The organism is Bacteroides sp. D1 (assembly GCF_000157095.2).
Lineage (GTDB): Bacteria > Bacteroidota > Bacteroidia > Bacteroidales > Bacteroidaceae > Bacteroides > Bacteroides xylanisolvens.
Genome location: NZ_JH114348.1, coordinates 8,350 through 32,487, shown reverse-complemented (window position 1 = coordinate 32,487; position 24,138 = coordinate 8,350). Strand labels below are relative to the sequence as shown.

Annotated in this window: 23 protein-coding genes and 1 tRNA gene; 15 read left to right on the top strand and 9 right to left on the bottom strand. The window is 43.5% G+C overall.

The genetic code is table 11. The features are described 5' to 3' along the window. Positions 1-18: 18 nt before the first annotated feature. The 4 genes from BSAG_RS05755 to BSAG_RS05770 all read left to right on the top strand — a co-directional run bounded on the left by BSAG_RS05755 (position 19) and on the right by BSAG_RS05770 (position 3,652). Entirely contained in the window at positions 19-1,104 is a 1,086-nt protein-coding gene (locus BSAG_RS05755) for an SGNH/GDSL hydrolase family protein (RefSeq protein ID WP_008016968.1), read from the top strand. Then, positions 1,101-2,129, top strand: a complete 1,029-nt coding sequence (locus tag BSAG_RS05760) for a zinc-dependent alcohol dehydrogenase (protein ID WP_008016966.1) — start codon at positions 1,101-1,103, stop codon at positions 2,127-2,129. Before BSAG_RS05755 ends, BSAG_RS05760 begins: the two co-directional genes overlap by 4 nt. A gap of 4 nt (positions 2,130-2,133) precedes the next feature. Next, positions 2,134-3,000 carry a carbohydrate kinase family protein gene (locus BSAG_RS05765; RefSeq protein WP_008016965.1) on the top strand — a complete coding sequence of 289 codons (867 nt, stop codon included), beginning with the start codon at positions 2,134-2,136 and terminating at the stop codon, positions 2,998-3,000. 85 nt (positions 3,001-3,085) lie between these two features. After that, entirely contained in the window at positions 3,086-3,652 is a 567-nt protein-coding gene (locus BSAG_RS05770) for an MTA/SAH nucleosidase (RefSeq protein WP_004316179.1), read from the top strand. Here BSAG_RS05770 and BSAG_RS05775 read toward each other — a convergent pair. Beyond that, positions 3,622-3,981, bottom strand: a complete 360-nt coding sequence (locus tag BSAG_RS05775; protein WP_004304786.1) for a YbaN family protein — start codon at positions 3,979-3,981, stop codon at positions 3,622-3,624. The two genes, BSAG_RS05770 and BSAG_RS05775, sit on opposite strands and share 31 nt — an antisense overlap. A gap of 129 nt (positions 3,982-4,110) precedes the next feature. On the opposite strand from BSAG_RS05775, the gene BSAG_RS05780 reads away from it, so the two are divergent. The 6 genes from BSAG_RS05780 (at position 4,111) to BSAG_RS05805 (ending at position 8,993) form a co-directional block, all read left to right on the top strand. Next, complete coding sequence (locus BSAG_RS05780) at positions 4,111-4,467, top strand: 6-pyruvoyl trahydropterin synthase family protein (protein WP_004308297.1); 357 nt, start codon at positions 4,111-4,113, stop codon at positions 4,465-4,467. Between the two features lie 21 nt (positions 4,468-4,488). Further along, complete coding sequence (locus BSAG_RS05785) at positions 4,489-5,034, top strand: 7-carboxy-7-deazaguanine synthase QueE (protein ID WP_004304788.1); 546 nt, start codon at positions 4,489-4,491, stop codon at positions 5,032-5,034. Positions 5,035-5,085: 51 nt separating this feature from the next. After that, positions 5,086-5,826, top strand: a complete 741-nt coding sequence (locus tag BSAG_RS05790; protein WP_004304789.1) for a (Fe-S)-binding protein — start codon at positions 5,086-5,088, stop codon at positions 5,824-5,826. Beyond that, positions 5,823-7,208, top strand: coding sequence for a lactate utilization protein B (locus tag BSAG_RS05795; RefSeq protein ID WP_004316181.1), 1,386 nt, complete (start codon positions 5,823-5,825; stop codon positions 7,206-7,208). Before BSAG_RS05790 ends, BSAG_RS05795 begins: the two co-directional genes overlap by 4 nt. Further along, positions 7,205-7,786, top strand: coding sequence for a lactate utilization protein C (locus tag BSAG_RS05800; protein ID WP_004316182.1), 582 nt, complete (start codon positions 7,205-7,207; stop codon positions 7,784-7,786). Before BSAG_RS05795 ends, BSAG_RS05800 begins: the two co-directional genes overlap by 4 nt. Positions 7,787-8,120: 334 nt before the next feature. Next, positions 8,121-8,993, top strand: coding sequence for a pyridoxamine kinase (locus BSAG_RS05805; protein WP_004308293.1), 873 nt, complete (start codon positions 8,121-8,123; stop codon positions 8,991-8,993). A gap of 117 nt (positions 8,994-9,110) precedes the next feature. Here BSAG_RS05805 and BSAG_RS05810 read toward each other — a convergent pair whose 3' ends face one another. Genes BSAG_RS05810 through BSAG_RS05830 form a run of 5 tightly spaced genes read right to left on the bottom strand, consistent with a single transcriptional unit; the run spans position 9,111 to position 13,254 of the window. After that, the gene (locus BSAG_RS05810; RefSeq protein ID WP_004316183.1) at positions 9,111-10,394 is read right to left on the bottom strand and encodes an energy transducer TonB; all 1,284 of its coding nucleotides are present in this window, start codon (positions 10,392-10,394) and stop codon (positions 9,111-9,113) included. Beyond that, the gene (locus BSAG_RS05815) at positions 10,391-10,963 is read right to left on the bottom strand and encodes an RNA polymerase sigma factor (RefSeq protein WP_004316184.1); all 573 of its coding nucleotides are present in this window, start codon (positions 10,961-10,963) and stop codon (positions 10,391-10,393) included. The genes BSAG_RS05810 and BSAG_RS05815 overlap by 4 nt, the downstream gene beginning before the upstream one ends. Further along, on the bottom strand, positions 10,964-11,620 hold the full coding sequence (locus tag BSAG_RS05820; RefSeq protein WP_032811097.1) for a lysophospholipid acyltransferase family protein: 657 nt from the start codon (positions 11,618-11,620) through the stop codon (positions 10,964-10,966). 24 nt (positions 11,621-11,644) lie between these two features. After that, the gene (locus tag BSAG_RS05825) at positions 11,645-12,601 is read right to left on the bottom strand and encodes a phosphatidate cytidylyltransferase (RefSeq protein WP_008016953.1); all 957 of its coding nucleotides are present in this window, start codon (positions 12,599-12,601) and stop codon (positions 11,645-11,647) included. Then, the gene (locus tag BSAG_RS05830; protein ID WP_004313643.1) at positions 12,598-13,254 is read right to left on the bottom strand and encodes a CDP-alcohol phosphatidyltransferase family protein; all 657 of its coding nucleotides are present in this window, start codon (positions 13,252-13,254) and stop codon (positions 12,598-12,600) included. Before BSAG_RS05830 ends, BSAG_RS05825 begins: the two co-directional genes overlap by 4 nt. 189 nt (positions 13,255-13,443) lie before the next feature. Between BSAG_RS05830 and BSAG_RS05835 the strand changes: the two genes are divergently transcribed. Continuing rightward, on the top strand, positions 13,444-15,294 hold the full coding sequence (locus tag BSAG_RS05835) for a vWA domain-containing protein (protein WP_008771170.1): 1,851 nt from the start codon (positions 13,444-13,446) through the stop codon (positions 15,292-15,294). Between the two features lie 259 nt (positions 15,295-15,553). Here BSAG_RS05835 and BSAG_RS05840 read toward each other — a convergent pair. From BSAG_RS05840 to BSAG_RS05850, 3 genes are all read right to left on the bottom strand, one after another. Continuing rightward, a tRNA-Trp gene (locus tag BSAG_RS05840) sits at positions 15,554-15,626 on the bottom strand. A gap of 65 nt (positions 15,627-15,691) precedes the next feature. After that, complete coding sequence (locus tag BSAG_RS05845) at positions 15,692-16,045, bottom strand: arsenate reductase family protein (protein ID WP_008997683.1); 354 nt, start codon at positions 16,043-16,045, stop codon at positions 15,692-15,694. A 132-nt stretch (positions 16,046-16,177) separates the two neighbouring features. Continuing rightward, complete coding sequence (locus BSAG_RS05850) at positions 16,178-16,756, bottom strand: uracil-DNA glycosylase family protein (RefSeq protein WP_008771171.1); 579 nt, start codon at positions 16,754-16,756, stop codon at positions 16,178-16,180. 108 nt (positions 16,757-16,864) lie between these two features. Here BSAG_RS05850 and BSAG_RS05855 point away from each other — a divergent pair, with 108 nt between their 5' ends. The 4 genes from BSAG_RS05855 to BSAG_RS05870 all read left to right on the top strand — a co-directional run bounded on the left by BSAG_RS05855 (position 16,865) and on the right by BSAG_RS05870 (position 23,855). After that, positions 16,865-19,996, top strand: a complete 3,132-nt coding sequence (locus BSAG_RS05855) for a SusC/RagA family TonB-linked outer membrane protein (protein ID WP_008018425.1) — start codon at positions 16,865-16,867, stop codon at positions 19,994-19,996. Between the two features lie 15 nt (positions 19,997-20,011). Next, positions 20,012-21,607 carry a SusD/RagB family nutrient-binding outer membrane lipoprotein gene (locus tag BSAG_RS05860; RefSeq protein WP_008771173.1) on the top strand — a complete coding sequence of 532 codons (1,596 nt, stop codon included), beginning with the start codon at positions 20,012-20,014 and terminating at the stop codon, positions 21,605-21,607. Positions 21,608-21,680: 73 nt separating this feature from the next. Beyond that, the gene (locus BSAG_RS05865) at positions 21,681-22,388 is read left to right on the top strand and encodes a DUF5020 family protein (RefSeq protein ID WP_004314556.1); all 708 of its coding nucleotides are present in this window, start codon (positions 21,681-21,683) and stop codon (positions 22,386-22,388) included. 153 nt (positions 22,389-22,541) lie between these two features. After that, positions 22,542-23,855, top strand: a complete 1,314-nt coding sequence (locus BSAG_RS05870; protein ID WP_004314557.1) for a nucleobase:cation symporter-2 family protein — start codon at positions 22,542-22,544, stop codon at positions 23,853-23,855. Positions 23,856-24,138: the final 283 nt, after the last annotated feature.

Here is a 24,138-nt window from a genome sequence, read left to right as displayed (position 1 = left end):
ACTAAAAAATACAAGGCAATGAAGAAGTTTTTCATAACGGTTGTTCTAGCGCTTTCGTGCGTATTGTCGGTTTCAGCACAAAAACAGACGGAGGCGTCAACGCTTAACCTGATAGGTAAGCCGTTTGAATCGACTCCCAATCCGTATCATAGAGTCGATACATTGGTTTATAAAGGTTTTAACAGGACGGAGAATCGACAACTCCGTTGCTCTGCCGGTATGGCTGTGTTGTTTAAAACGAACACGCGTAATATACAGATTACGACAAAGTGGGGATATGTATATTCGAGCCATTCAACCATGCCGATCTCTTATAAAGGATATGATCTTTATATCAAAAATGCAGACGGTCAATGGCAGTATGCGGCAAGCGGTTCATTGAAAGCGTATAAGGGCGAGAAAACCGAGACATTCATGCTCATTGAGAATATGGATGGTACGATGCACGAATGTATGATGTATATGCCGATGTATTCGGAGGTCATTTCTTGTAAGATAGGGATAGATGACGATGCTGTTATCGAACCGTTGAAGTCCGATTTTCGTCACAGGATAGCGGTATATGGCTCTTCGTTTACGCAGGGAGTGAGCACGGATCGATCCGGTATGAGTTATCCCATGCAATTTATGCGTAATACTGGTCTTCAAGTCGTGTCGCTCGCAACAAGCGGACGTTGCCTGATGCAGCCTTACATGCTCGATGTTCTTGCGGAAGTCAAGGCTGATGCCTTTATATTCGATACTTTTTCAAATCCTGACGCAGAACTGATAAGAGAGCGCCTGATGCCGTTTATCGATCGGCTTATAGCGGCACATCCGGCTACTCCGTTGATATTTCAGCGTACTATCTATCGTGAACGACGTTCATTCGATACAGTTCTTGATGCGAAAGAACGGGCTAAGGCGGCAACCGTAGAGGAGTTGTTTGCGAAAATCCGCACGAACCCGAAATATAAAGACGTTTATCTGATTACGCCTGATGCTTCCGATGCGCATGAGACATCGGTCGACGGAACTCATCCAAGTAGTTATGGATATGCACTTTGGGCGAAGTCAATAGAGACTCCGGTAATAGAAATTTTAAGTAAATATGGTATAAAATGAGACAAGCGGTATTAGTAGAACCAAAACATATTGAATTTCGTGAGGTTGAGGCGCCTAAGGCGTCGGACCTGAAAGAACATCAGGTGCTTCTGAATATTAAGAGAATTGGTATTTGTGGAAGTGAGATACATTCTTATCACGGATGTCATCCGGCAACTTTCTATCCGGTAGTTCAGGGGCATGAATATTCGGCAGTGGTAGTCGCTACGGGGGCGGCGGTTACGATCTGTAAGGCGGGTGACGTTGTCACCGCACGTCCGCAACTTGCGTGTGGGAAGTGCAAGCCTTGTCAGCGGGGAGAGTATAATATTTGTGAGGAGCTAAGAGTGCAAGCCTTTCAGGCAAATGGAGCTGCGCAAGACTTTTTTGTGGTTGATGATGACAGGGTTGCGGTGTTGCCTGAAGGTATGTCACTTGATTATGGGGCTATGATAGAACCGGTGGCAGTGGCTGCGCATGCAACCATGCGTGGCGGGGACTTGAAAGGTAAGAATGTGGTTGTATCGGGTGCCGGAACAATCGGTAACCTCGTGGCGCAGTTCGCTAAGGCAAGAGGAGCCAAACGGGTTCTTATTACCGATGTAAGTGATTTCAGACTTGAAATCGCTCGTAAATGTGGCATAATAGATACGCTCAATGTAGCTAAGACGCCGCTCAAAGAAGGAGCGAAGAGGCTTTTCGGGGATGAAGATTTTCAAGCTGCGTTTGAGGTTGCCGGAGTTGAGTCGAGTATTCGTTCGCTTATGGAGTGTATTGAAAAAGGGAGTACCATCGTTGTAGTGGCGGTATTTGGCAAGGATCCGTCGCTTAATATGTTCTATTTGGGAGAGCACGAACTGAAGGTGAACGGAACGATGATGTATCGCCATGAAGATTATCTTACGGCTATCGATCAGGTAAGTTCGGGAGCTATCCGTCTCGAACCGCTTATTTCGAATCATTTCCCGTTCGAGCAGTATGACGAGGCATATAAATTTATAGACGAGCATAGTGCAACATCCATGAAAATAATTATTAAACTATAAAACCATGAAAATAATAGGTATAGGAGAAGTTGTTTGGGATTGCTTCCCGGAAGGTAAGAGACTTGGCGGAGCGCCTATCAATTTCTGCTTTTTTGCGAAGGAATTGGGAGCGGAATCATATCCCGTTACGGCAATAGGTGACGATGAACTTGGCGATGAAACGTTTACAGTGCTTAAAGAGACCGGACTTGATTTAGGATATATTTCCCGTAATATTTTGCCGACAGGCAAAGTGCTTGTGTCGTTGAATGAGGCCGGTGTACCGCAATATGACATTGTTGAGAATGTTGCTTGGGATACTATCGAGTGTAGTCCTGCGACCATGAAACTTGTCGGCGATGCAGATGCTGTTTGTTGGGGCTCTTTGGCACAACGAAGTGAAAAGTCACGTGCTGCAATCTTGAGACTCATAGATGCCGTGCCGGATACCTCTTTGAAGGTGTTTGATATTAATATCAGGCAACATTTTTATTCGACAGACTTGATTGTGGAGTCCTTGCAAAAGGCAAATGTCCTCAAATTGAATGAAGACGAATTGCCGTTATTGATCTCTCTTCTTTCCCTTTCGACTGATTTTGTGGAAGCTATCGCAGAACTCATTGCTCGTTTTTCGCTCAAGTATGTTATATTCACACAAGGGGCAGTACGTAGTGGCATATATGATGCAAGTGGGGAAGTGTCATCCATAAACACACCTAAAGTCGAGGTGGCCGATACTGTAGGTGCAGGCGACTCGTTTACTGCTACCTTTGTTGTGAATATACTTAGAGGGGCGTCGGTCGCTGAATCACACCGCAAAGCGGTAGATGTATCGGCATATACTTGTACACAAAGGGGGGCTATTAATCCGTTGCCGGATAGTAAAAAGTAATCTCTTTTGATTGCATTTTATAGATAACTCCAGTTAAATAGTTATTTTTGCAGAAATAACTGATTTTTACGAAATAAAGGAACCCATGTTGAAAATATTAGTAACCTACGCCGTACAAGGCGAATTTGTAGAACTTAAATGGCCGGATATAGAACCTTACTACGTTCGTACAGGTATTGGTAAAGTAAAATCAGCTTTTCATCTGGCAGAAGCAATCCGCCAGGTACAACCGGACTTAGTACTCAATATCGGAAGTGCCGGAACAGTCAACCATCAGGTAGGAGATATCTTTGTCTGCCGCAAGTTCGTAGACCGTGATATGCAAAAAATGAAAGAGTTCGGATTGGAGTGTGAGATTGATTCATCGGCTTTGCTCGAAGAAAAAGGTTATTGCACGCATTGGACGGAACATGGAATCTGTAATACGGGAGATGGCTTCCTTACCGAGTTGACTCACGTTAGCGGAGATGTTGTAGATATGGAAGCATACGCACAGGCATTTGTTTGCCGTTCAAAAGAAATACCGTTTATTTCCGTGAAATACGTGACTGATATTATTGGTCAGAACTCCGTGAAACATTGGGAAGATAAACTTGCCGATGCACGGCAGGGACTATCACACTATTTCAATGTCTTGAAAGAAAGAATATGATAAGTGACTCCTGCGGCTATCAATCCCAGGAGAATCTTTACCCATATAAAAGGAATCAGGAAGAAAATGCAATAAAGCATCGTTCCCCACATTAATACGAGAGAAATTATTTTAGCACGGAGAGGAATTGCCTTGTTTTCGCGGAAATTGCGGATATAAGGACCGAAGTGCCGATGGTTGAGCAGCCAGTTATATAATCGGGGTGACCCTTTGAAATAAAGGGCAGCGGTGAGCAATAGAAAAGGGGTAGTGGGCAGTAGCGGCAGAAAGATGCCGAGAATGCCGAGCGCAAGGGAAATACTACCTAAAACAATATATAGAGTTTTCATGCGGCAAAGATAGTGCAAAAAAAGGGAAAAAATAACACTCTTTGCTGGATGAAAACTCTATTTTATATTACCTTTGCCGTTGCATCGAGGTGACATTAGATGCGTGTAACTATTAAAATACATACACTCATGTTTACAGTAATCAAACGCATGGAGATCTCGGCTTCTCATAAGCTGGTACTCCCGTATCGCAGTAAATGCGCCAGTTTACACGGTCACAACTGGATTATCACCGTCTATTGCCGTTCCGCGCGGCTCAACTCCGAAGGAATGGTGGTAGATTTCACCCGCATCAAAGAAGTGGTCACGGAGAAACTCGACCATCAAAATCTGAACGAAGTACTCCCATTTAATCCCACAGCGGAGAATATCGCCCGGTGGGTATGCAAACAGATTCCTCAATGCTATAAAGTAGAAGTGCAGGAATCGGAAGGAAACATTGTCATCTACGAGAAAGATCCCAGCGGCGCAGAAGGACAAGAATAGCAAACCAAACAAATTTTGATGATGAGAAAGATTAATGAAATCTTTTACAGCTTGCAGGGCGAAGGCTACCATACCGGAACTCCGGCCATCTTCGTCCGTTTTTCCGGCTGCAACCTGAAATGTGACTTTTGCGACACACAACACGAAGAAGGGAAAATGATGACCGACGATGAAATAATCGCCGAAGTGAAAAAATATCCTGCCGTCACCGTTGTCCTTACGGGCGGCGAACCTTCCTTATGGATAGACGATGAATTGATCGACCGTTTGCATCAAGCAGGCAAATATGTGACTATCGAAACCAACGGTACACGCCCCCTGCCGGCAGCTATCGACTGGGTGACCTGCTCCCCCAAACAAGGGGTGAAACTTGCCATCGACCGGATGGATGAAGTGAAAGTGGTCTATGAAGGACAAGATATAAGTATTTTTGAACTACTTCCGGCCGAACATTTTTTCCTCCAGCCTTGTTCTTGTAATAACACTGCTTCAACAGTGGACTGTGTAATGCGACATCCCAAATGGAGACTCAGCCTGCAAACACACAAATTAATCGACATCCGTTGAACAAAATAGACGGGTGATGCGGAAGAAGCTTAAATTATTACAAAATATAGTATGAAAGTAGGTTTGTTTATTCCTTGTTATATCAATGCTATTTACCCCAATGTGGGAGTGGCATCGTATAGACTATTGAAAAGTTTGGGAGTAGACGTCGATTATCCGTTGGATCAGACTTGTTGCGGACAACCGATGGCAAATGCCGGTTTTGAAGATGAATCGATGAAATTGGCACTCCGTTTTGACGATCTGTTTCGGGAATACGATTACATCGTCGGTCCTTCCGCCAGTTGTGTGGCATTTGTGAAAGAGAATCATCCGGGCATCTTGGAGAAAGAAGGACATGTCTGTCAGAGTGCGGGGAAGATTTATGATATTTGTGAGTTCATTCACGATGTCTTGAAACCTTCCAAAATTCCTGCACGCTTTCCTCATAAAGTCAGTATTCACAATAGCTGTCATGGGGTGCGCGAACTGTTGATTTCCGCTCCCACCGAACTGAACATCCCTTATTACAATAAATTGCGTGACCTGCTCAATCTGGTAGAAGGCATCGAAGTATTCGAGCCCAGCCATATTGACGAGTGTTGCGGCTTTGGCGGAATGTTTGCGGTGGAAGAGCAGGCAGTCTCCGTCTGCATGGGGCGTGATAAGGTAAAAGATCATATCGCTACCGGAGCCGAGTATATTGTCGGAGCGGACAGTTCTTGCCTGATGCACATGCAAGGTGTCATCAAACGGGAGCATCTGCCTATTCAGATTATCCATATTGTAGAAATTCTAGCGTCGCAATCATGAGTACAAAACATTCAAAGGCTGCCGAAAAGTTCTTGCAGGACAGCAAGATGGCAGCATGGCATAACGAAACCCTTTGGATGGTCCGTGCCAAAAGGGACAAGATGAGCAAGGAAGTTCCCGAATGGGAAGAGTTGCGCAACAAGGCTTGCGAGTTGAAACTATACTCCAACAGCCACCTCGAAGAACTTCTGCTGGAGTTTGAGAAGAATGCTACCGCCAACGGCGCCATCGTACATTGGGCAAAAGATGCCGATGAATACTGCGCCATCGTCTACGAAATACTGAATGAGCATAACGTCCACCATTTCATCAAGAGCAAATCCATGCTCGCCGAAGAGTGTGGCTTGAATCCTTTCCTGATGGAGCGTGGCATCGATGTCGTAGAGTCCGATTTGGGCGAACGCATCCTGCAACTGATGCATCTCGAACCGAGCCACATCGTACTGCCCGCCATTCACATCAAACGGGAACAGGTAGGCGAACTATTCGAAAAGGAGATGGGCACGGAAAAGGGAAACTTTGATCCTACCTACCTGACTCATGCCGCACGTAAGAACCTGCGCCATCTCTTCCTCAATGCCGAAGCCGCCATGACAGGCGCCAACTTTGCCGTCGCTTCAACCGGTGACATTGTGGTCTGCACCAATGAAGGAAATGCCGATATGGGTACTTCTTACCCGAAACTGAACATTGCCGCTTTTGGTATGGAAAAGATCGTCCCGGATCTGGACGCATTGGGTGTGTTCACCCGATTACTCGCCCGTTCGGCCACCGGACAACCGGTGACAACATATACCTCTCATTACCGCCGTCCCCGCGAAGGCGGTGAATATCATATTATCATCGTAGACAACGGCCGGAGTGCCTTACTGTCCAAGCCCGATCATATCAAGACACTGAACTGTATTCGTTGCGGTGCGTGCATGAACACCTGTCCGGTGTACCGCCGGAGTGGAGGCTACTCTTATACGTACTTCATCCCCGGACCTATTGGCATCAACTTGGGTATGGCTCACGCTCCGGAGAAGTATTATGATAATCTTTCAGCCTGTTCTCTGTGTATGTCCTGTTCCGATGTCTGTCCGGTGAAAGTAGATTTGGCAGAACAGATTTACAAATGGCGTCAGGATTTGGACGGACTGGGGAAAGCCAATACGGGAAAGAAGATCATGTCCGGTGGTATGAAGTTCCTGATGGAGCGTCCGGCATTGTTCAACGCAGCCTTGTGGGCAGCCCCGGTGGTAAATAGCCTGCCTCGTTTCATGAAATACAACGATCTCGACGATTGGGGAAAGGGGCGTGAACTGCCGGAATTTGCCAGCGAGTCGTTCAATGAAATGTGGAAGAAAAACAAAGTACAAGGAAAGGAGGAATCCAAATGAGCAGTAGAGAAGATATATTAGCCAGCATCCGCCAGCATACGCAGACGCGTTATGATAAACCGGATATTGCGGATATGAAACGATTGTCATATCCTGACAGGATAGAGCAGTTCTGTGCAATCAGCCGTGCAGTGGGTGGTGCGGCAGTTGTATTGGGTGAAGGGGAAGATGTGAATACAGTCATAAGACGGACTTACCCGGATGCTATGCGCATTGCTTCCGTATTGCCGGATATTTCCTGTGCTACGTTCAATCCCGATAATTTGGATGATCCGAAAGAGTTGGACGGCACAGATGTTGCCGTAGTGAAAGGAGAAATCGGAGTAGCCGAAAACGGAGCCATCTGGATACCGCAGACGGTAAAATATAAAGCGATCTATTTTATCTCGGAGAAGTTGGTCATTCTGCTCGACCGGAATAAAATTGTAGATACCATGTATGACGCCTACCGCGAACTGGACGGACAGGAATATCAGTTCGGAACGTTCATCTCCGGTCCGTCAAAGACTGCTGATATTGAGCAGGCTTTAGTGATGGGAGCGCATGGGGCACGGGACGTGTTAGTGATATTAACCTAATGTTTCCGTGTTGATTATTCTAAAATAAATTTGGTTTCAAAACAATGGAGTTTTATATTTGTTAGTACAAACGAAATGGAGACTCCGTTGACGCTTAAAAACAGAGGCTCTATTGATAAGAAATAGAGCCTTTGTTTCATATAAACAGAGCTTCCGTTTGATGTAAATAGAGGCTCTGTTTGGATAAAGTCCGGTTTCCATCGGATGTAATAGAGTCTTTGGGAGAATATAGTCGAATCTCCTTTGATGTAAATAGGATATCTGTTTCTGTTTGTCCATAGTAGATAAATGAATTTGTAGGATAAGAGTAGTAAAACGTTTAATTATAAATTATATGTATGCCAATAAAGTAAAGAAAATAGCCGCCGTCCATGACCTTTCGGGAATGGGGCGCGTATCTCTGACCGTCGTCATTCCTATTCTTTCATCCATGGGTTTTCAAGTCTGTCCGCTTCCTACGGCTGTGTTATCCAATCATACGCAATATCCCGGTTTCTCCTTCCTCGACCTGACGGACGAAATGCCGAAGATTATTGCCCAATGGAAGAGGCTGGAGGTAGAGTTCGACGCTATCTATACCGGATACTTGGGTTCTCCGAGACAAATTCAGATTGTTTCTGATTTTATCAGGGACTTTCGCCGACCGGACAGTTTGATCGTTGCCGATCCGGTGTTGGGAGATAACGGACGGTTGTACACCAACTTTGATGGAGAGATGATAAAAGAGATGCGCCACCTGATTACTAAAGCAGATGTGATTACCCCCAATCTGACGGAACTGTTTTATTTATTGGATAAACCCTATAAAGCAGATAACACGGATGAAGAGCTGAAAGAATATCTTCGTCTTTTGTCCGATAAAGGTCCGCAAGTGGTTATCATCACCAGTGTTCCTGTACATGATGAGCCTCATAAAACATCTGTCTATGCTTATAACCGTCAGGGAAACCGCTACTGGAAAGTGACTTGCCCTTATCTGCCTGCACATTATCCCGGCACGGGCGATACTTTTACAAGTGTCATCACCGGCTCTTTAATGCAGGGAGACAGTCTGCCGATGGCATTGGACCGTGCCACACAGTTTATCCTGCAAGGTATTCGTGCCACTTTCGGGTATGAATATGATAACCGCGAGGGTATTCTATTGGAGAAAGTGCTTCATAATTTGGATATGCCAATACAGATGGCTAGTTACGAACTGATTTAAGATAGGCTTTGTGTTGTTATTACTATGCCAATAGGTTGGCACAACAATGCCACCTTGTTTGCATGTCTGTGCCACTGTGTTGGCACAAATGTGCCTTCTTATTGGTATTTATTAAGTTCAGAATCGTACTGTTACTCTTGCCGGGAGTTTTCCACTTGTCCACTTAGGCCCTTCTTTGACAAGCCGGATGGCTTCTTTATCAGCGAATTCGCATAATCCATGAATAACAGTGATATTTTGTGGCTTTCCTTCTTCATCAACAAAGAAAGAAAGGACTACCTCCCCTTTAATATCTTTACAGTTATCATCCGTTGGACGAACGAGATTCTCTTTCAGGTATTTTTGATAGCTACGTTTACCGATGACAGGTTGCGGAGTAATCTCTTTCTTTGCCTGTTCCTTAACCGTCACAACATTTCCGGTAGTTGTTGACTTCTTATTTTTCTTAGCGCCGTATCCCACTACCACCACTTCATTGAGTGCCTGTTTGTTTTCGTTCATGGCAATGAGCATCGTCCGGCTGGTATCTATCCGGATTTCTACCGGATCATATCCGATATACTCCGCTGTCAATCGTTTCTTATCATCCTTTTTGACTAACGAAAATTCTCCATTCATATTTGTGATGGTTCCGATATTCGTTCCTTTATATGTCACACTGGCTCCGATAAGCGGTTCTCCTTTTTCGTCGGTCACCCTCCCTTTAATCATGTTCTTTTGAGGAAGGATAGTCGCTACCTTAGCCAACTTCATTTTCTTATCAGATTCAGATTCGAAAGTATCCATCGTTGCTACTACTTCTTGCAATGCGGCAGTCTCTTCCGACACTTCCTCCATTACCGGCACAGTTGCCACAGGCGGCGTACCTTGTTGTGGTTGGGAAGTCGCTTGGATTTTGGCAATCATATCTTTCTTATCCGCTTGTCTCGCAGTAATTTCGGAAACAGGAGTGGAATCTTCGGAAGCAGGAGTGGAATCTGTTTTTACCTTTGCGGTAGCCAATGCGATTTCCTTTTGTGGAGTTGTTGGAACTGTTGGAGTTGCAGGAATGGCCGGAGTGGGCGGAATTGCGGGTTCAGCCAACTTGGAGGAAACACTCTCTTTGGCAATGAACACTTCGTCCGTCATACTCTTTTTCAGGAACAGGAAATAACTGCTGATACCGAATCCGATAGCCAGGCAGGCAGCGATGCTCCAGGTGATAGCACGGGTGTTCTTTTTCTTTGCCGAATGAGCTGAAACCTGCATCCGCAGTTTCTCGATCCGTTGTTCGTGATTTCCCTCCACTTGGCTGTAACCATCCATAGCATCGGCCAGGAAAGGATCCTGCATCGACTCTCGTTCCAGTCGGTGTGCCTCTTTTCCTTTGCGGAGTCCTCGTATGTAGTCCAATAGTTTCATAGGGCTTGTTTCTTGATACAAATTTTTAAATTTCGCTTTCCGTTCTGGATATAGCTTTTCACATTGTTCAGAGTAAATCCGGTTTGTTCCACAATGTCGGCATACGACATCTCTTCCAGAAAGAAACGCGTAATACTGGTCCGTTGTTCTTCGGGCAACTTTTCGAGACAGTGATGTAATGCCTTCAGTTGTTCCTCCGAACTTTCCTCTTCACTTAATAGATGCAGAAATTCGTCAGATTCCATAATATTAACCGTATAATCTAACGGAATTTCTTTATTTTCCTTCCGTAAAAGTTGTAGGCAATGATTCTTCGCCACCCGGTAGAGCCATGGCTTGAAAATTTTTATCTCATAATTTCCCAGTTTAGGCAATAAATCTTCAAACAACTGCATGACTGCTTCCTGTGCCCGGTCTTCATCATGCAGGTATTTCAGGCAAAGTCCGTACAGTAACGGGATATATCGGTTATATAATTCACCGAAATATTCCGTATCGCCGGACTTCGTATAGTGTATCAGTAATTCCTCGTCCGATAGTTTCGATATGTTTCTTTTGAAAAACAACATCTATTCCTCTTCTTCGTCGATAACAACTTGATATTTTTCTTTCATTCTTTCAAAATCACCTGTTATCTGGTCTAATATTTCATGTGTATCCGCACTCTTTACCAAAGCGGGCATACCATAATAGATGGATGCTTTGTATGGCAACAGGATCATCTTTCCTTTGGGTAAAGAGCGTCCCATACCGGTCATGAATACAGGAATATATTTCACTTCAGGTCGTAGCGACAGGATACGGGCAATGCCGGATTTTATTTTTCCCATCTGCTCCGGTTTTCCTCTGGTTCCTTCCGGAAAAAGAATCAGTGAATACCCGGCATCGATGGCTTCAAGCATCTTACGGATCGGATCGTGCTCCGAATCTTTTTCCCCTTTTCTTCTGATAAGAAGCGTATTGATGAAAAAGTTGCTGATGGAAGCCTGAAAGCGGGTTTTCCCGAAATAGTCTTCTGCTGCTACGGGTTTGACTTTCCACAAAAGTTCGCCGGGCAGGGAAGCCAACAGGCTTAGGGTGTCCAGGTGGCTGTTATGGTTGGCAAGGATAATGAATTGCTTTTCTTTTTTAAGGAAGCGGCAATCGGTGAACTGAACCCCTACGATTAATTTTAGGAACCATTGGAAAACACCTTTATATATAATCTGCATCGCAGTAGCTTGCATGAATCTTTTTTCCATTCTCTCCGTTTAATATGCAATGTAATAAACTAAATGAAAAAATACAGGAGCAGTGTAGGACAGCGAATCTATCCGGTCGAATACTCCTCCATGACCGGGAATACTGTTCCCCATATCTTTAATTCCTTTATCTCTCTTGATAGCGGAGATGACCACGTCTCCCGAGAATCCGGCAATCGCAAGGAGGGCGCTAACCAGAATAACGTTGGGAGCGGAGAGGGGAGTCAGGAAACCGAGAAAGTAACCAATGACAGTGGTACTGATGACACCACCCAGGAAACCTTCCCACGTCTTGTTCGGACTTACTTTCGGAAGAATCTTATGCCGTCCGAGAAGTTTGCCCCAGATAAATTGCATGATATCATTGATTTCCGTAAGGAATACAAGGAACAACAGCAGGCCCCGTCCTCCGGAACTGAATCCCGGTAGTTCGGGAAGCGACAGGAGATAAGCGAGGTGGCTGATACCGAATACCGAAAGCATCAGAATCCATTGCAACAGTGCCATCGACTTGGTGATTCCGTGTGTGTCTCCCTTTAAAACGAGCCGTAAAGGCAATACGAGGAACATGACTACCGGAATGAAGATGATGAATGCTCCATACCAGGCAAGGTAAGCCAGATAATATTGAATGGGGATAGACAGTATGCCCCAAAACAGTGCTCCGCGATCTGCCTCTCTGAATCCCAATACAGAATAAAGTTCTCTGAAAGCAATGAAAGAGAGAAAGGCAAGGAAGAAATAAGAAATGTTATAGCTGATAAATACAGCACCGATAAACATACCCGCCATGATCCACCATGAGCGCGTGCGTGCGGCGAGTTCGCTGATATTTGTTTTCGGAGATATCTTTTTTACAAGGAAAAGAATAAGGCTTGCTGTAACAAGCAGTCCGATGATAAGCGAGATGACAATAATCAACTCATCGCTTAATGTAGGGAATATTTTATCCAGTAGATTTTTCATTTTATTTCAGTGTTTGTTGTGTGTGATATGAGGTACAGGCGATGTATCAGTGTCGCGATAAGACCGATGTTGATAATGATTAGAGCGATGAAGCATACCATTCGGTCGTATCCTGAATGGATGGTGCAGGTGGCGACTACAAAGGTTAGCGTCAGTAATGCCATGCGGTGTTGTTTGGCCATCGGACCATTAAAGAAATGCTGATGTGTTTTATAGGCTCCTATCCAGCGGAAATAAGCTGTCATAACAGCAAGAAGAGCGCCCAGCCACCCCAATTCGACTCCGAATCCACCTGCTACATACCCGACGGGAATGATGAATAACGCATCGGCAAAACGGTCGGGCATATCGTTATAAAGATCTCCGTTGGCACTTTTCTTTCCTCCTTCAATGGCGACCATCCCATCGAACAGGTTGCAGAGCAACCGCGACTGCATACAAACGATGAACAGAATATAGGCTACATATTTATTGAAGCCGGGATAAATAACTGTGCCAATCAGCAGGAGGCAACCTACCATAGCGAAGAATACACTCATCATGGAAATTTGATTGGGAGTGACACCCCAACGAGTTAGTTTGCGGGCAATGTTATTAGCCCAGGCCGTGTTTCGCGAGGCTATTTCCCGCCTTCCGTCGACTTCGTTTTTCATATTTGTGATATGTTTATGATTCGCAAATATACACATCATCTGATGAGTGGCAAAGGAATAAGGGAGAATTTTGAAAGGACTCTTTTTTTCTGCCGGATAAAAAAAGTTCAAGTCATTTATGGAATCAGTGTGAAATCTGCATCTCTATAGTAAAAGCGAACTATTAGTAACATTTTAAATAATGAAGTTATGAAAACAAATCAATTCAGAGCAATGATGCTCGTACTGCTGATGGCAGTTGTTTCTTTAGGTATGGTGAACGCGCAAGCTATTACCGTGTCGGGTACTGTGACGGATGCAAAGGATGGAACTCCGCTTGTTGGCTGTTCGGTACAGATAAAGGGTACTACGAAAGGTACAGTAACGAATATGAATGGCCGGTACACGATACAGGCTAAGAAAGGGGAAACGTTGTTGTTCCAGTATATCGGGTATAAGCAAGAGAGAAGGGTGGTAAAATCGGCCACGCTGGATGTGAAGATGAAAGCTGACGAACTGGTATTGGAAGAATGTGTGGTGGTAGGATACGGCCATGAGACAAGAGCTGCAAAAGTGATGTCTACTGCTTACAGGGCAGTATGTCCGACTCCGGGAATCATGTATGATGCTGCAAATGCGGAAGAATACGGGGAGTTTCAGGAGAATGGTTTCAAGAGTGTGTCGGATGCTCCGCTTTCTACTTTCTCTATTGATGTAGACGCCGCTTCTTATAGTAATATGCGTCGTTTTATCAATAAAGGTGAACTGCCTCCGGTTGATGCTATCCGTACAGAAGAATTAGTGAACTACTTTTCTTATGATTATCCGAAGCCGACAGGAAGTGATCCTGTGAAAATTACGATGGAATCCGGAGCCTGTCCCTGGAATACTAATCATCGTCTTGTACGTATCGGCCTGAAAGCAAAAGAAATCCCGACGGATAATCTGCCTGCATCTAATCTGGTATTCCTGATTGATGTCTCCGGTTCTATGTGGGGAGCCAACCGGTTGGATTTGGTGAAGTCATCTCTCAAATTATTGGTAAATAACTTACGTGATAAAGATAAAGTAGCGATTGTGACTTATTCAGGCAGTGCCGGTGTGAAACTGGAAGCAACTCCGGGTAGCGACAAACAGAAGATTCGCGAAGCGATAGATGAATTAACGGCGGGTGGCTCTACGGCAGGAGGTGCAGGTATCTTGTTGGCGTATAAAATAGCCAAGAAGAATCTGATCTCTAACGGCAATAACCGTATCATACTTTGCTCCGATGGTGATTTTAATGTGGGCGTTTCTTCCGCTGAAGGATTGGAACAATTGATTGAAAAAGAACGCAAGAGTGGAGTATTCCTTACCGTACTGGGTTATGGTATGGGTAATTATAAAGATAAGAAGATTCAGGTGTTGGCTGAAAAGGGAAATGGCAATCATGCTTATATAGATAATTTGCAGGAAGCCAACCGTGTTTTGGTAGGCGAATTCGGTGCTACGCTGCATACAGTGGCAAAAGACGTTAAACTGCAAGTCGAATTTAATCCTTCCCAAGTGCAGGCATATCGTCTGGTTGGTTACGAAAGTCGTCTGTTGAAAGACGAGGACTTTAATAATGATGCTAAAGATGCTGGAGATATGGGTGCGGGACATACAGTGACAGCCTTTTACGAAGTGATTCCTACAGGAGTAAAGAATGAATATGTAGGTAAAATAGACGACTTGAAATATCAGAAGAAAGAGAAAGTATCCGTAAAGCCGACAGGCTCTAATGAACTCCTGACTGTGAAGCTGCGTTATAAAGCCCCGGATAAAGATGTCAGCAAGAAAATGGAACTTCCTTTCGTAGATAATAAAGGAAATAATGTTTCTTCCGATTTCCGCTTTGCTTCTGCAGTGGCTATGTTCGGACAGTTACTCCGGGAGTCTGACTTTAAAGGAAATGCCAGTTACGACAAAGTGATTGATCTGGCCAAACAGGGACTGAATAACGATGATAAAGGATATAGAAGAGAATTCATTCGTTTGGTTGAGGCTGCTAAAGGATTGGAAAGAACAAATAAGAACTAGGAAAGCAAACAGGAGTCATTGGAAATGTACATTATATTATTATGCGTAATATTCACTGATATGAATAAACGTACAATTCCAGATAGATAATCCTAGAAAATAATAGTGACGGTATATGCTCGGGATAGTGACGCTATCACTGTTGTATACCGTCACTATCTTTGCCGGATACCGTCACTATAATTAATTTCGTCCGAAATTTGTCTGACCTAAAACGAAAAATAGCCATAAACTTATCGTTTACAGCTATTTAACTCTGCACGGGAGGAGAGGCTCGAACTCCCGACACCCGGTTTTGGAGACCGGTGCTCTACCAACTGAGCTACTCCCGTGTTTGCGGCTGCAAAGGTAGTAGAAACTTCTGAATCTCCAAACATTCGGGTAAATAAGTTTTGAATTATTTTAATTTTTCCCACTCATCGGGCTTGAAACCGACCAGAACGAAGCTGTCTGTCACTACCAATGGGCGTTTCACCAATTTACCGTTCGTAGCCAAGAGTACTATCTGTTCTTCCTCACTCATAGCAGGCAGCTTCTCGCTTAGTTTCAGCTCTTTATATACTAATCCGCTCGTGTTGAAGAATTTCTTCAGCGGTAAACCGCTGCGCGGAATCCATGCTTTTAATTCTTCAACCGTAGGATTTTCTTCTACAATTAATCGGTTTGTAAACTCAATGTTATTTTCTGTTAACCATTTCTTGGCTTTCTGGCATGTGCTACATGCCGGGTACTGCAAAAATAATGTTGCCATATTCATTTATAATTTAATTCATACTATATAATACTTAACACTTAATACCTAATACTTAACACTTAATACCTAATACTTAACACTTAATACCTAATACTTAACACTTAATACCTAATACTTAATACTTAAACCTCACCTCAATATCTGCAAATCCTGAAACATAATCCGGTAAGCGGCTGCTTTCTTATCCAATGCTAGTGGATATGCTCTTGATGATGAAGGCATCCGGTAAAGCCGCATGGCGCGTCCTTCAAAAACGAACTCGGAGTAATCGCCTACTTTCGGCTCTTCTATTTCGAATTGCTGTCGGAGAGTGTCCGTTGCTTTTTGCCCGGTAGTGACGATGGCTTTGCATTCGGGAAGTTGTCGCAGCAATGCTGCTACATCGGTAGCCTTCACTACTTCGAGAAACTTATCCGATGCGTTATCCTGCAACCGGCGGATGGATGAAGCGGTATCAAACAGGGCAATTCCTTTTTCGTTCAAAAAATCTATGATTTGCTCACGACAAAACGATTTTAGTGTTGAATTCAGAAAGTGATTCTTATCATTAAAGAATAAGATTCCATATATACGCCACATGTCATTGTTTAGGTTTGGATAATAAAAATCCATCGACCATCTTTTTTTCTGTGGCGGGAAACTGCCCAGCATAAGCAATTTTGATTTCGCTGGGAGAAATGGTTCTAGCGGATGTGTTTCGATTTCCATGTTATCGTTCATTTTAATTTCGTACAAAAATAGTGATAATGTTTATTTCCCTCAAAATCAATGAGAAAAAATGCTAGATTTAAAATATTTAGTTATTTTTGCGGTGTGATGAACAAACAGTATCTTATTATATCATTGAAAAAAGAAATTTTAGTAAGTTGTTTCTTAATGAGCTTATTTTTCCTAGAGGGTGGGAATTGTTATGCTTCGGAGCAACAACTGTTAAGAGGGACGATAGAAACTCCTTCTGACAATTATACCGTGAGAGGGCGTGTTATTGATGTCTATGGTGAACCACTAATCGGTGCTACAATACGAGAAAAAGGGGGAGCCAATGGTACTGTGACCGATATTGATGGACGATTCTTTTTATCTGTTCCGGATAGTGCTGTCTTGCAGGTTTCTTTTGTAGGTTACAAGACTTTAGAAGTCAATGTGACAGGTCGGACTATGCTTGAAATACGCCTTCAGGAAGACGCGGTGATGCTTGACCATGTCATCGTAACAGCCTTGGGAATTGAAAAGGATGAAGCTACACTGGCTTATTCTGCGCAGAAAATCAAAGGTGAGGAACTGAATCGTATAAAAGAAATAAATATGATTACTGCCCTGGCGGGAAAAGCGGCCGGTGTACAAATCAATAAAAACTCTTCCGGTATGGGAGGGTCTGCCAAAGTCAGTCTCCGGGGAATCCGTTCGGTGTCCGGTGATAATCAACCGCTTTATGTGATAGACGGAGTGCCGATGTCGAATACCTCTTCCGAGCAGGCTTATTCGGCTATTGGAGGTACGGCGAATGCCGGCAACCGTGATGGAGGAGATGGGATTTCTAACCTGAACCCGGAAGATGTGGAAAGCATCAGTATCTTGAAAGGTGCTCCAGCAGCAGCTTTATATGGTAGCATGGCTGCTAACGGGGTCATTCTTATCACTACTAAAAAAGGAAATTCTGTCGGGCAAAGGAATATTAATTTCTCTACAGGACTAACTTTCGAGAAAGCATTCAGCCTGCCTAAAATGCAAAATCGTTACGGTGTCAGTGATGTGGTAGACAGCTGGGGTGAGAAAGAGAATCTGACAGCTCATGATAACCTGAATGATTTTTTCCGTACCGGATTGACCTCAATGACTTCTGTGTCCGTCAGCTATGGAAATGAAACTCTACAAACTTATTTCTCCTATGCCAACACCACCGGAAAGGGGATTATGGATAAAAACAAGCTGAAGAAGCATAATATAAACCTACGCGAAACGGCTACCATGTTCAACAAACGTTTGAAGCTGGATGGTAATGTGAATGTAATGAAACAGACTGTTGAGAATAAGCCGGTATCGGGAGGCTTTTATATGAATCCGTTGGTAGGGCTTTATCGTTTTCCTCGTGGTGAGAATCTGTCTTATTATAAAGACCATTTTGAAACCTATGACGAAGAACGGAATTTGAATGTGCAAAACTGGCATACATTTACCGAAGACTTCGAACAGAATCCATATTGGATAGTGAACCGTATACAAAGTAAAGAAACGCGTACGCGCATTATCCTTTCCCTTTCGGCAAACTTTAGGATAAATGATTGGTTGACGATTCAAGCTCGTGGCAACATGGATTACTGGGCTGACAAGTTGCGTCAGAAATTCTATGCGTCTACCGCTACTGCCCTGTGTGGAGCGAACGGTCGATATATTGAAATGGATTATCAGGAAACGCAGATGTATGGTGATGTCATGGCGATGTTTAAGAAAACCTGGGGAGATTTTACACTGGATGCGGCTATTGGCGGTAGTATAAATGACCGAATCAGAAACTCGACTCGTTATGATTCCAAGAATGCTTCTTTGAAGTTTGCTAATGTATTTAATATTGCCAATATCATCATGAACAGTTCTGCCAGTATTGACCAGAAAATAGATGAGCATCGTCAGCTTCAATCTATTTTCGGTACAGCACAGATTGGCTACAAGGAAAAATTATTTCTTGATTTGACAGCTCGTAATGACTGGGCATCAACCTTGGCTTATACTGAACATGAGAAAGCGGGATTTGCTTATCCTTCCGTCGGTCTTTCCATATTGCTTGATAAATGGGTAAAGCTGCCCGAATGGATTTCTTTTGCGAAACTGCGTGGTGCCTATAGTAAAGTGGGGAACGATATTCCTGTATTTGTCACTAATTCCACTTCTCATATCGGTGCCGGTGGCGAGATACAGGCAAATGATGCAGCTCCTTTCAAAGATATGGAGCCGGAAATGACTCATGCCATGGAATTCGGAACGGAATGGAGATTCTTCCAACATCGGTTAGGAATCAATCTGACCTATTATCGTACCAATACTTATAACCAGTTCTTCAAACTTCCTGCTCTTGCAGGTGATAAGTTTGCTTTCCGATATGTAAATGCCGGAAATATCCAAAACCAGGGATGGGAAGTGACACTGAACGGAACTCCGATACTGACTTCTGATTTCACTTGGAAAACTTCCATCAATTTTTCTGCTAACAAGAATAAGATCGTGAAGCTGCACGACGAATTGAAAGAATTAGTCTACGGGCCTACGAGCTTTTCTTCCAGTTATGCAATGAAACTGGTGAAAGGTGGTTCTATCGGTGATATCTACGGTAAAGCCTTTGTACGTGATGCCGCAGGAAACATTGTTTATGAAACAGAAGGAGATTACAAAGGACTTCCATTGGTGGAAGGTGACGGAAATACGGTGAAAGTAGGAAATGCCAACCCTGTCTTTATGATGGGATGGGATCACACATTCTCTTACAAAGGATTCAGCCTTTATTTCCTGCTTGACTGGCGTTACGGAGGAAAAGTCCTTTCGCAGACACAAGCGGAAATGGATCTCTATGGCGTATCGGAAATTACGGCTGATGCACGCGACAGAGGATATGTGATGCTTGAAGGTCAGCAGATCGATAATGTGAAAGGATTCTATAAAAATGTAGTGGGCGGGCGTGCCGGAGTGACAGAGTATTATATGTATGATGCCACTAATTTACGGTTGCGCGAAGTATCGTTGAGCTACAATTTCTCAAAGAAGTGGATACAAAAAACGAAGGTTCTGAAAGATGTACAGCTTTCGTTTGTGGCACGCAATCTATGTTTCTTATATAAGAAAGCTCCTTTTGATCCGGATTTGGTACTTTCCACTGGGAATGATAACCAAGGGATTGAAGTATTCGGAATGCCTACAACCCGTAGTTTGGGCTTTACTCTGAAATGTGAATTTTAAAGGTAGGAGAGAGAAATGAAGAGAAAATATGTATATCTATACTTGCTGGGCTTACTGCTCTTTTCTGTAGCATGTACCGGTAATTTCTGTGATTACAATACCGACTTGTCCGGTATCACGGATGATGACCTGATTATTGACGACAATGGTTATGGAATCCGTTTGGGCATTATTCAGCAGGGTATTTATTTTAATTATGATTTCGGAAAAGGGAAGAACTGGCCTTTCCAACTGATACAGAATCTGAACGCAGATATGTTCGGTGGATATATGCATGACGGCAAACCCTTGAACGGAGGTTCGCATAATTCCGACTATAATATGCAGGATGGTTGGAACAGCGCCATGTGGACGCATATGTATTCTTATATTTTCCCGCAGATATACCAATCGGAGAATGCTACCCGGAATACACATCCTGCTTTGTTCGGGATCACGAAAATATTAAAGGTGGAAGCAATGCATCGTGTGACGGATTATTATGGTCCCATCATTTATAAGAATTTTGCGAATGCGGAAAAACACTACCGTCCTGATAAACAAAAAGATGTTTATTATGAGTTTTTCAATGAACTCGATTCTGCCGTGGTTGCCCTCACCGGTTATATAGAGGAGAAACCGGAATTCAATGGATTTGCACGTTTTGATATTTTGTTGGATGGTAAATACCCTTCCTGGGTAAAGTTTGCCAATTCGTTGCGTTTGCGGCTAGCTATGCGTATTGCCTCTGTTGCCCCCGATAAGGCACGTGCTGAAATACAGAAAATAAAAGAAAACGATTACGGCTTCTTTGAAGCGGAAACAGGCGGAGCTGTTGTTTCTACCAAATCCGGATATACCAATCCATTGGGAGAACTTAATCGTGTGTGGAATGAAACTTACATGAGTGCGAATATGGAATCAATCTTGGTGGGATATAATGATCCCCGTCTTGGAATTTATTTCGAACTCTGTACGGATGAAACCCTGAAAGGACAATATCGTGGAATTCGTCAGGGGACATGTTTTGCTCATAGTCATTATTCCGGATTGTCGAAGCTGTTTGTCAAGCAAAGCACCGATGCGCCTCTGATGACTGCTTCGGAAGTTTGGTTTCTGCGTGCCGAAGCTGCATTGCGCGGGTGGACGGATGAAGATGAAGAAACCTGTTATCAGAACGGTGTAACTACTTCTTTCCATCAATGGGGAATCTATGGCGTAGAAGATTATCTGCAAAGCGAACGGAAAGCCTCTGACTTTATAGACACGTATGATGAAGAAAATAATATAGAGGCCCGTTGTAAAGTCTCTCCCAAATGGAATCGCCTGGATGATAAGGAAACGAAACTGGAGAAGATCATTACGCAGAAGTGGATTGCTATGTTCCCGGAAGGTTGTGGAGCCTGGGCAGAACAAAGACGAACAGGGTATCCCCGTTTATTTCCCGTACGATTCAACCATAGCAGAAACGGTTCTATCGACACGGAGATTATGGTGCGCCGTCTAAACTTCCCCGGTACCTTGCAGACGGAAGACCCGGAACAATATTCCGCGCTTGTGGAAGCTTTAGGAGGAAACGATCATGGAGGTACAAGGCTTTGGTGGGACACGGGAAATAATAACCTGGAATAAAAAAAGATAAAAGTAGTGTGTTTATATGTGTAGCTTTAACTATTTTTGCATCTTCATTTAAACACATTTACTTATGAAACAGATTATCTCTGCTCTTTTCCTTTGTATGTTGCTCTCTGCCGTACCGGGATTGCAGGCGCAAAACATCCAGTTACATTATGATTTTGGACGTTCTTTGTATGATAAAGATTTGCAAGGTCGTCCGCTGTTAACTTCCACAGTAGAGAAGTTTCATCCTGATACTTGGGGAAGTACTTATTTCTTTGTCGATATGGATTATACCTCCGAAGGTGTCGCTGCCGCTTATTGGGAAATAGCCCGTGAAGTGAAATTCTGGAAAGGTCCTTTCTCTGCGCATCTTGAATATAACGGTGGATTATCCAAAGGTATGTCTTATAAAAATGCTTATCTGGCAGGAGCCACGTATACCTTTAATAATGCCTCCTTCTCCAAAGGCTTCACACTGACCGCCATGTATAAGTATATTCAGAAACATTCATCACCCAACAACTTCCAGTTGACAGGTACATGGTACGTAAACTTCTGCCGCAACCTGCTCACTTTCTCCGGCTTTGCCGACTGGTGGCGTGAAGAAACGAACTACGGAAAGACTATCTTCCTCTCCGAACCACAATTTTGGGTAAACCTGAATCAAATCAAGGGAGTAAATAAAAATTTCAATCTAAGTGTTGGCTCCGAAGTCGAATTGAGTAATAACTTCGGTGGTCGCGATGGCTTTTATGTGATCCCGACGCTTGCTCTGAAATGGCCGCTGAACTAAAAAAACGAACCAAAAAACGAACCAAAAAACGGATTAAAAAGCGAGTTAAAAGAAATAGACTAAAAAGAAGTCAGACTAAAAGAATCCGAACTTCAGAGGAATCTCCGTTTATCCCTCTGTCGAACTTACAAAATATATAGAACAACCTATTAAATGAAAACTGATTTAATCTACGGCGTAGAAGACCGTCCCCCTTTTAAAGACGCCCTGTTTGCGGCTTTACAACATCTCTTGGCTATTTTCGTAGCAATTATCACACCGCCGCTTATCATAGCAAGTGCCTTGAAACTGGATGTAGAAAAGACAAGCTTTCTAGTTTCCATGTCCCTTTTTGCTTCGGGAGTATCTACCTTTATACAATGCCGTCGTTTCGGTCCGATAGGAGCAAAGCTGCTCTGCATCCAGGGAACCAGTTTTTCTTTTATCGGTCCTATCATCGCCACAGGAATGGTAGGCGGATTGCCGTTGATTTTCGGTTCCTGTGTGGCTGCCGCACCTATCGAAATGATTGTCAGCCGCACATTCAAATATTTGCGTAATATCATCACTCCGCTGGTTTCCGGTATTGTCGTACTGCTTATCGGATTGAGCCTGATAAAAGTAGGTATCGTATCTTGCGGAGGTGGATATGCAGCTATGGATAACGGTACGTTTGCTACCTGGGAAAACCTGTCTATTGCAGCACTGGTACTTCTTAGCGTCTTATTTTTCAACCGTTGCGGGAACAAATACCTGCGTATGAGTTCCATTGTACTCGGACTTTGCCTGGGTTATGGTTTGGCATTTGTTTTGGGAAAAGTGGATATGAGTGCATTGAATGTAGAAATGCTGATGAGCTTTAATATTCCCCAACCTTTTAAATATGGTGTTGATTTCAATGTGTCTTCTTTCATAGCCATTGGTCTGGTCTACCTGATAACTGCCATCGAAGCAACAGGTGACGTGACTGCCAACTCTATGATTTCCGGACTTCCCATTGAAGGAGATTCCTATTTGAAACGAGTTTCCGGTGGAGTAATGGCAGATGGATTCAACTCCTTCCTCGCCGGTATATTCAACTCTTTCCCCAACTCCATCTTTGCACAGAATAACGGTATTATCCAACTGACCGGAGTAGCCAGCCGCTATGTCGGTTATTATATCGCAGCAATGCTCGTTCTTTTGGGATTATTCCCTATCGTAGGTGCCGTATTCTCCTTAATGCCCGATCCTGTATTGGGTGGTGCAACCTTACTAATGTTCGGTACAGTAGCAGCGGCAGGAATCCGTATTATCTCCTCACAAGAAATAGGCCGTAAAGAAACTCTGGTATTAGCAGTCAGCCTCTCCTTAGGCCTAGGAGTAGAATTAATGCCGGACGTATTACAACAAGCCCCGGAAGCAATTCGAAGTATCTTCTCTTCAGGGATCACCACCGGAGGCCTAACTGCAATTATTGCAAATATAGTAATACGTGTAAAAGAATGATGAATAAGTAGGGATATTCAGTAAATGTTCCTCTTTCTAAAAAATCAAGAGAAAAGCTTTGCTTTACGTGAGCTTTTCTCTTGATTTTTTCGTTCAACTCTCCCAGTCTTCTATCTTTTTTGTAGAATATTGTTTACATATTCTTATTTTTTCCTTCCCACCCATGCATTATGTACATGTCTTTTTTAGGGGAAGTTAAAACCTCTCCTGTTTTTCCTGTTATTTTAGTTAGATTATGCTGCCTTTCTTTTTTTCTTTTCGACCTTTTCTATCATACATACCG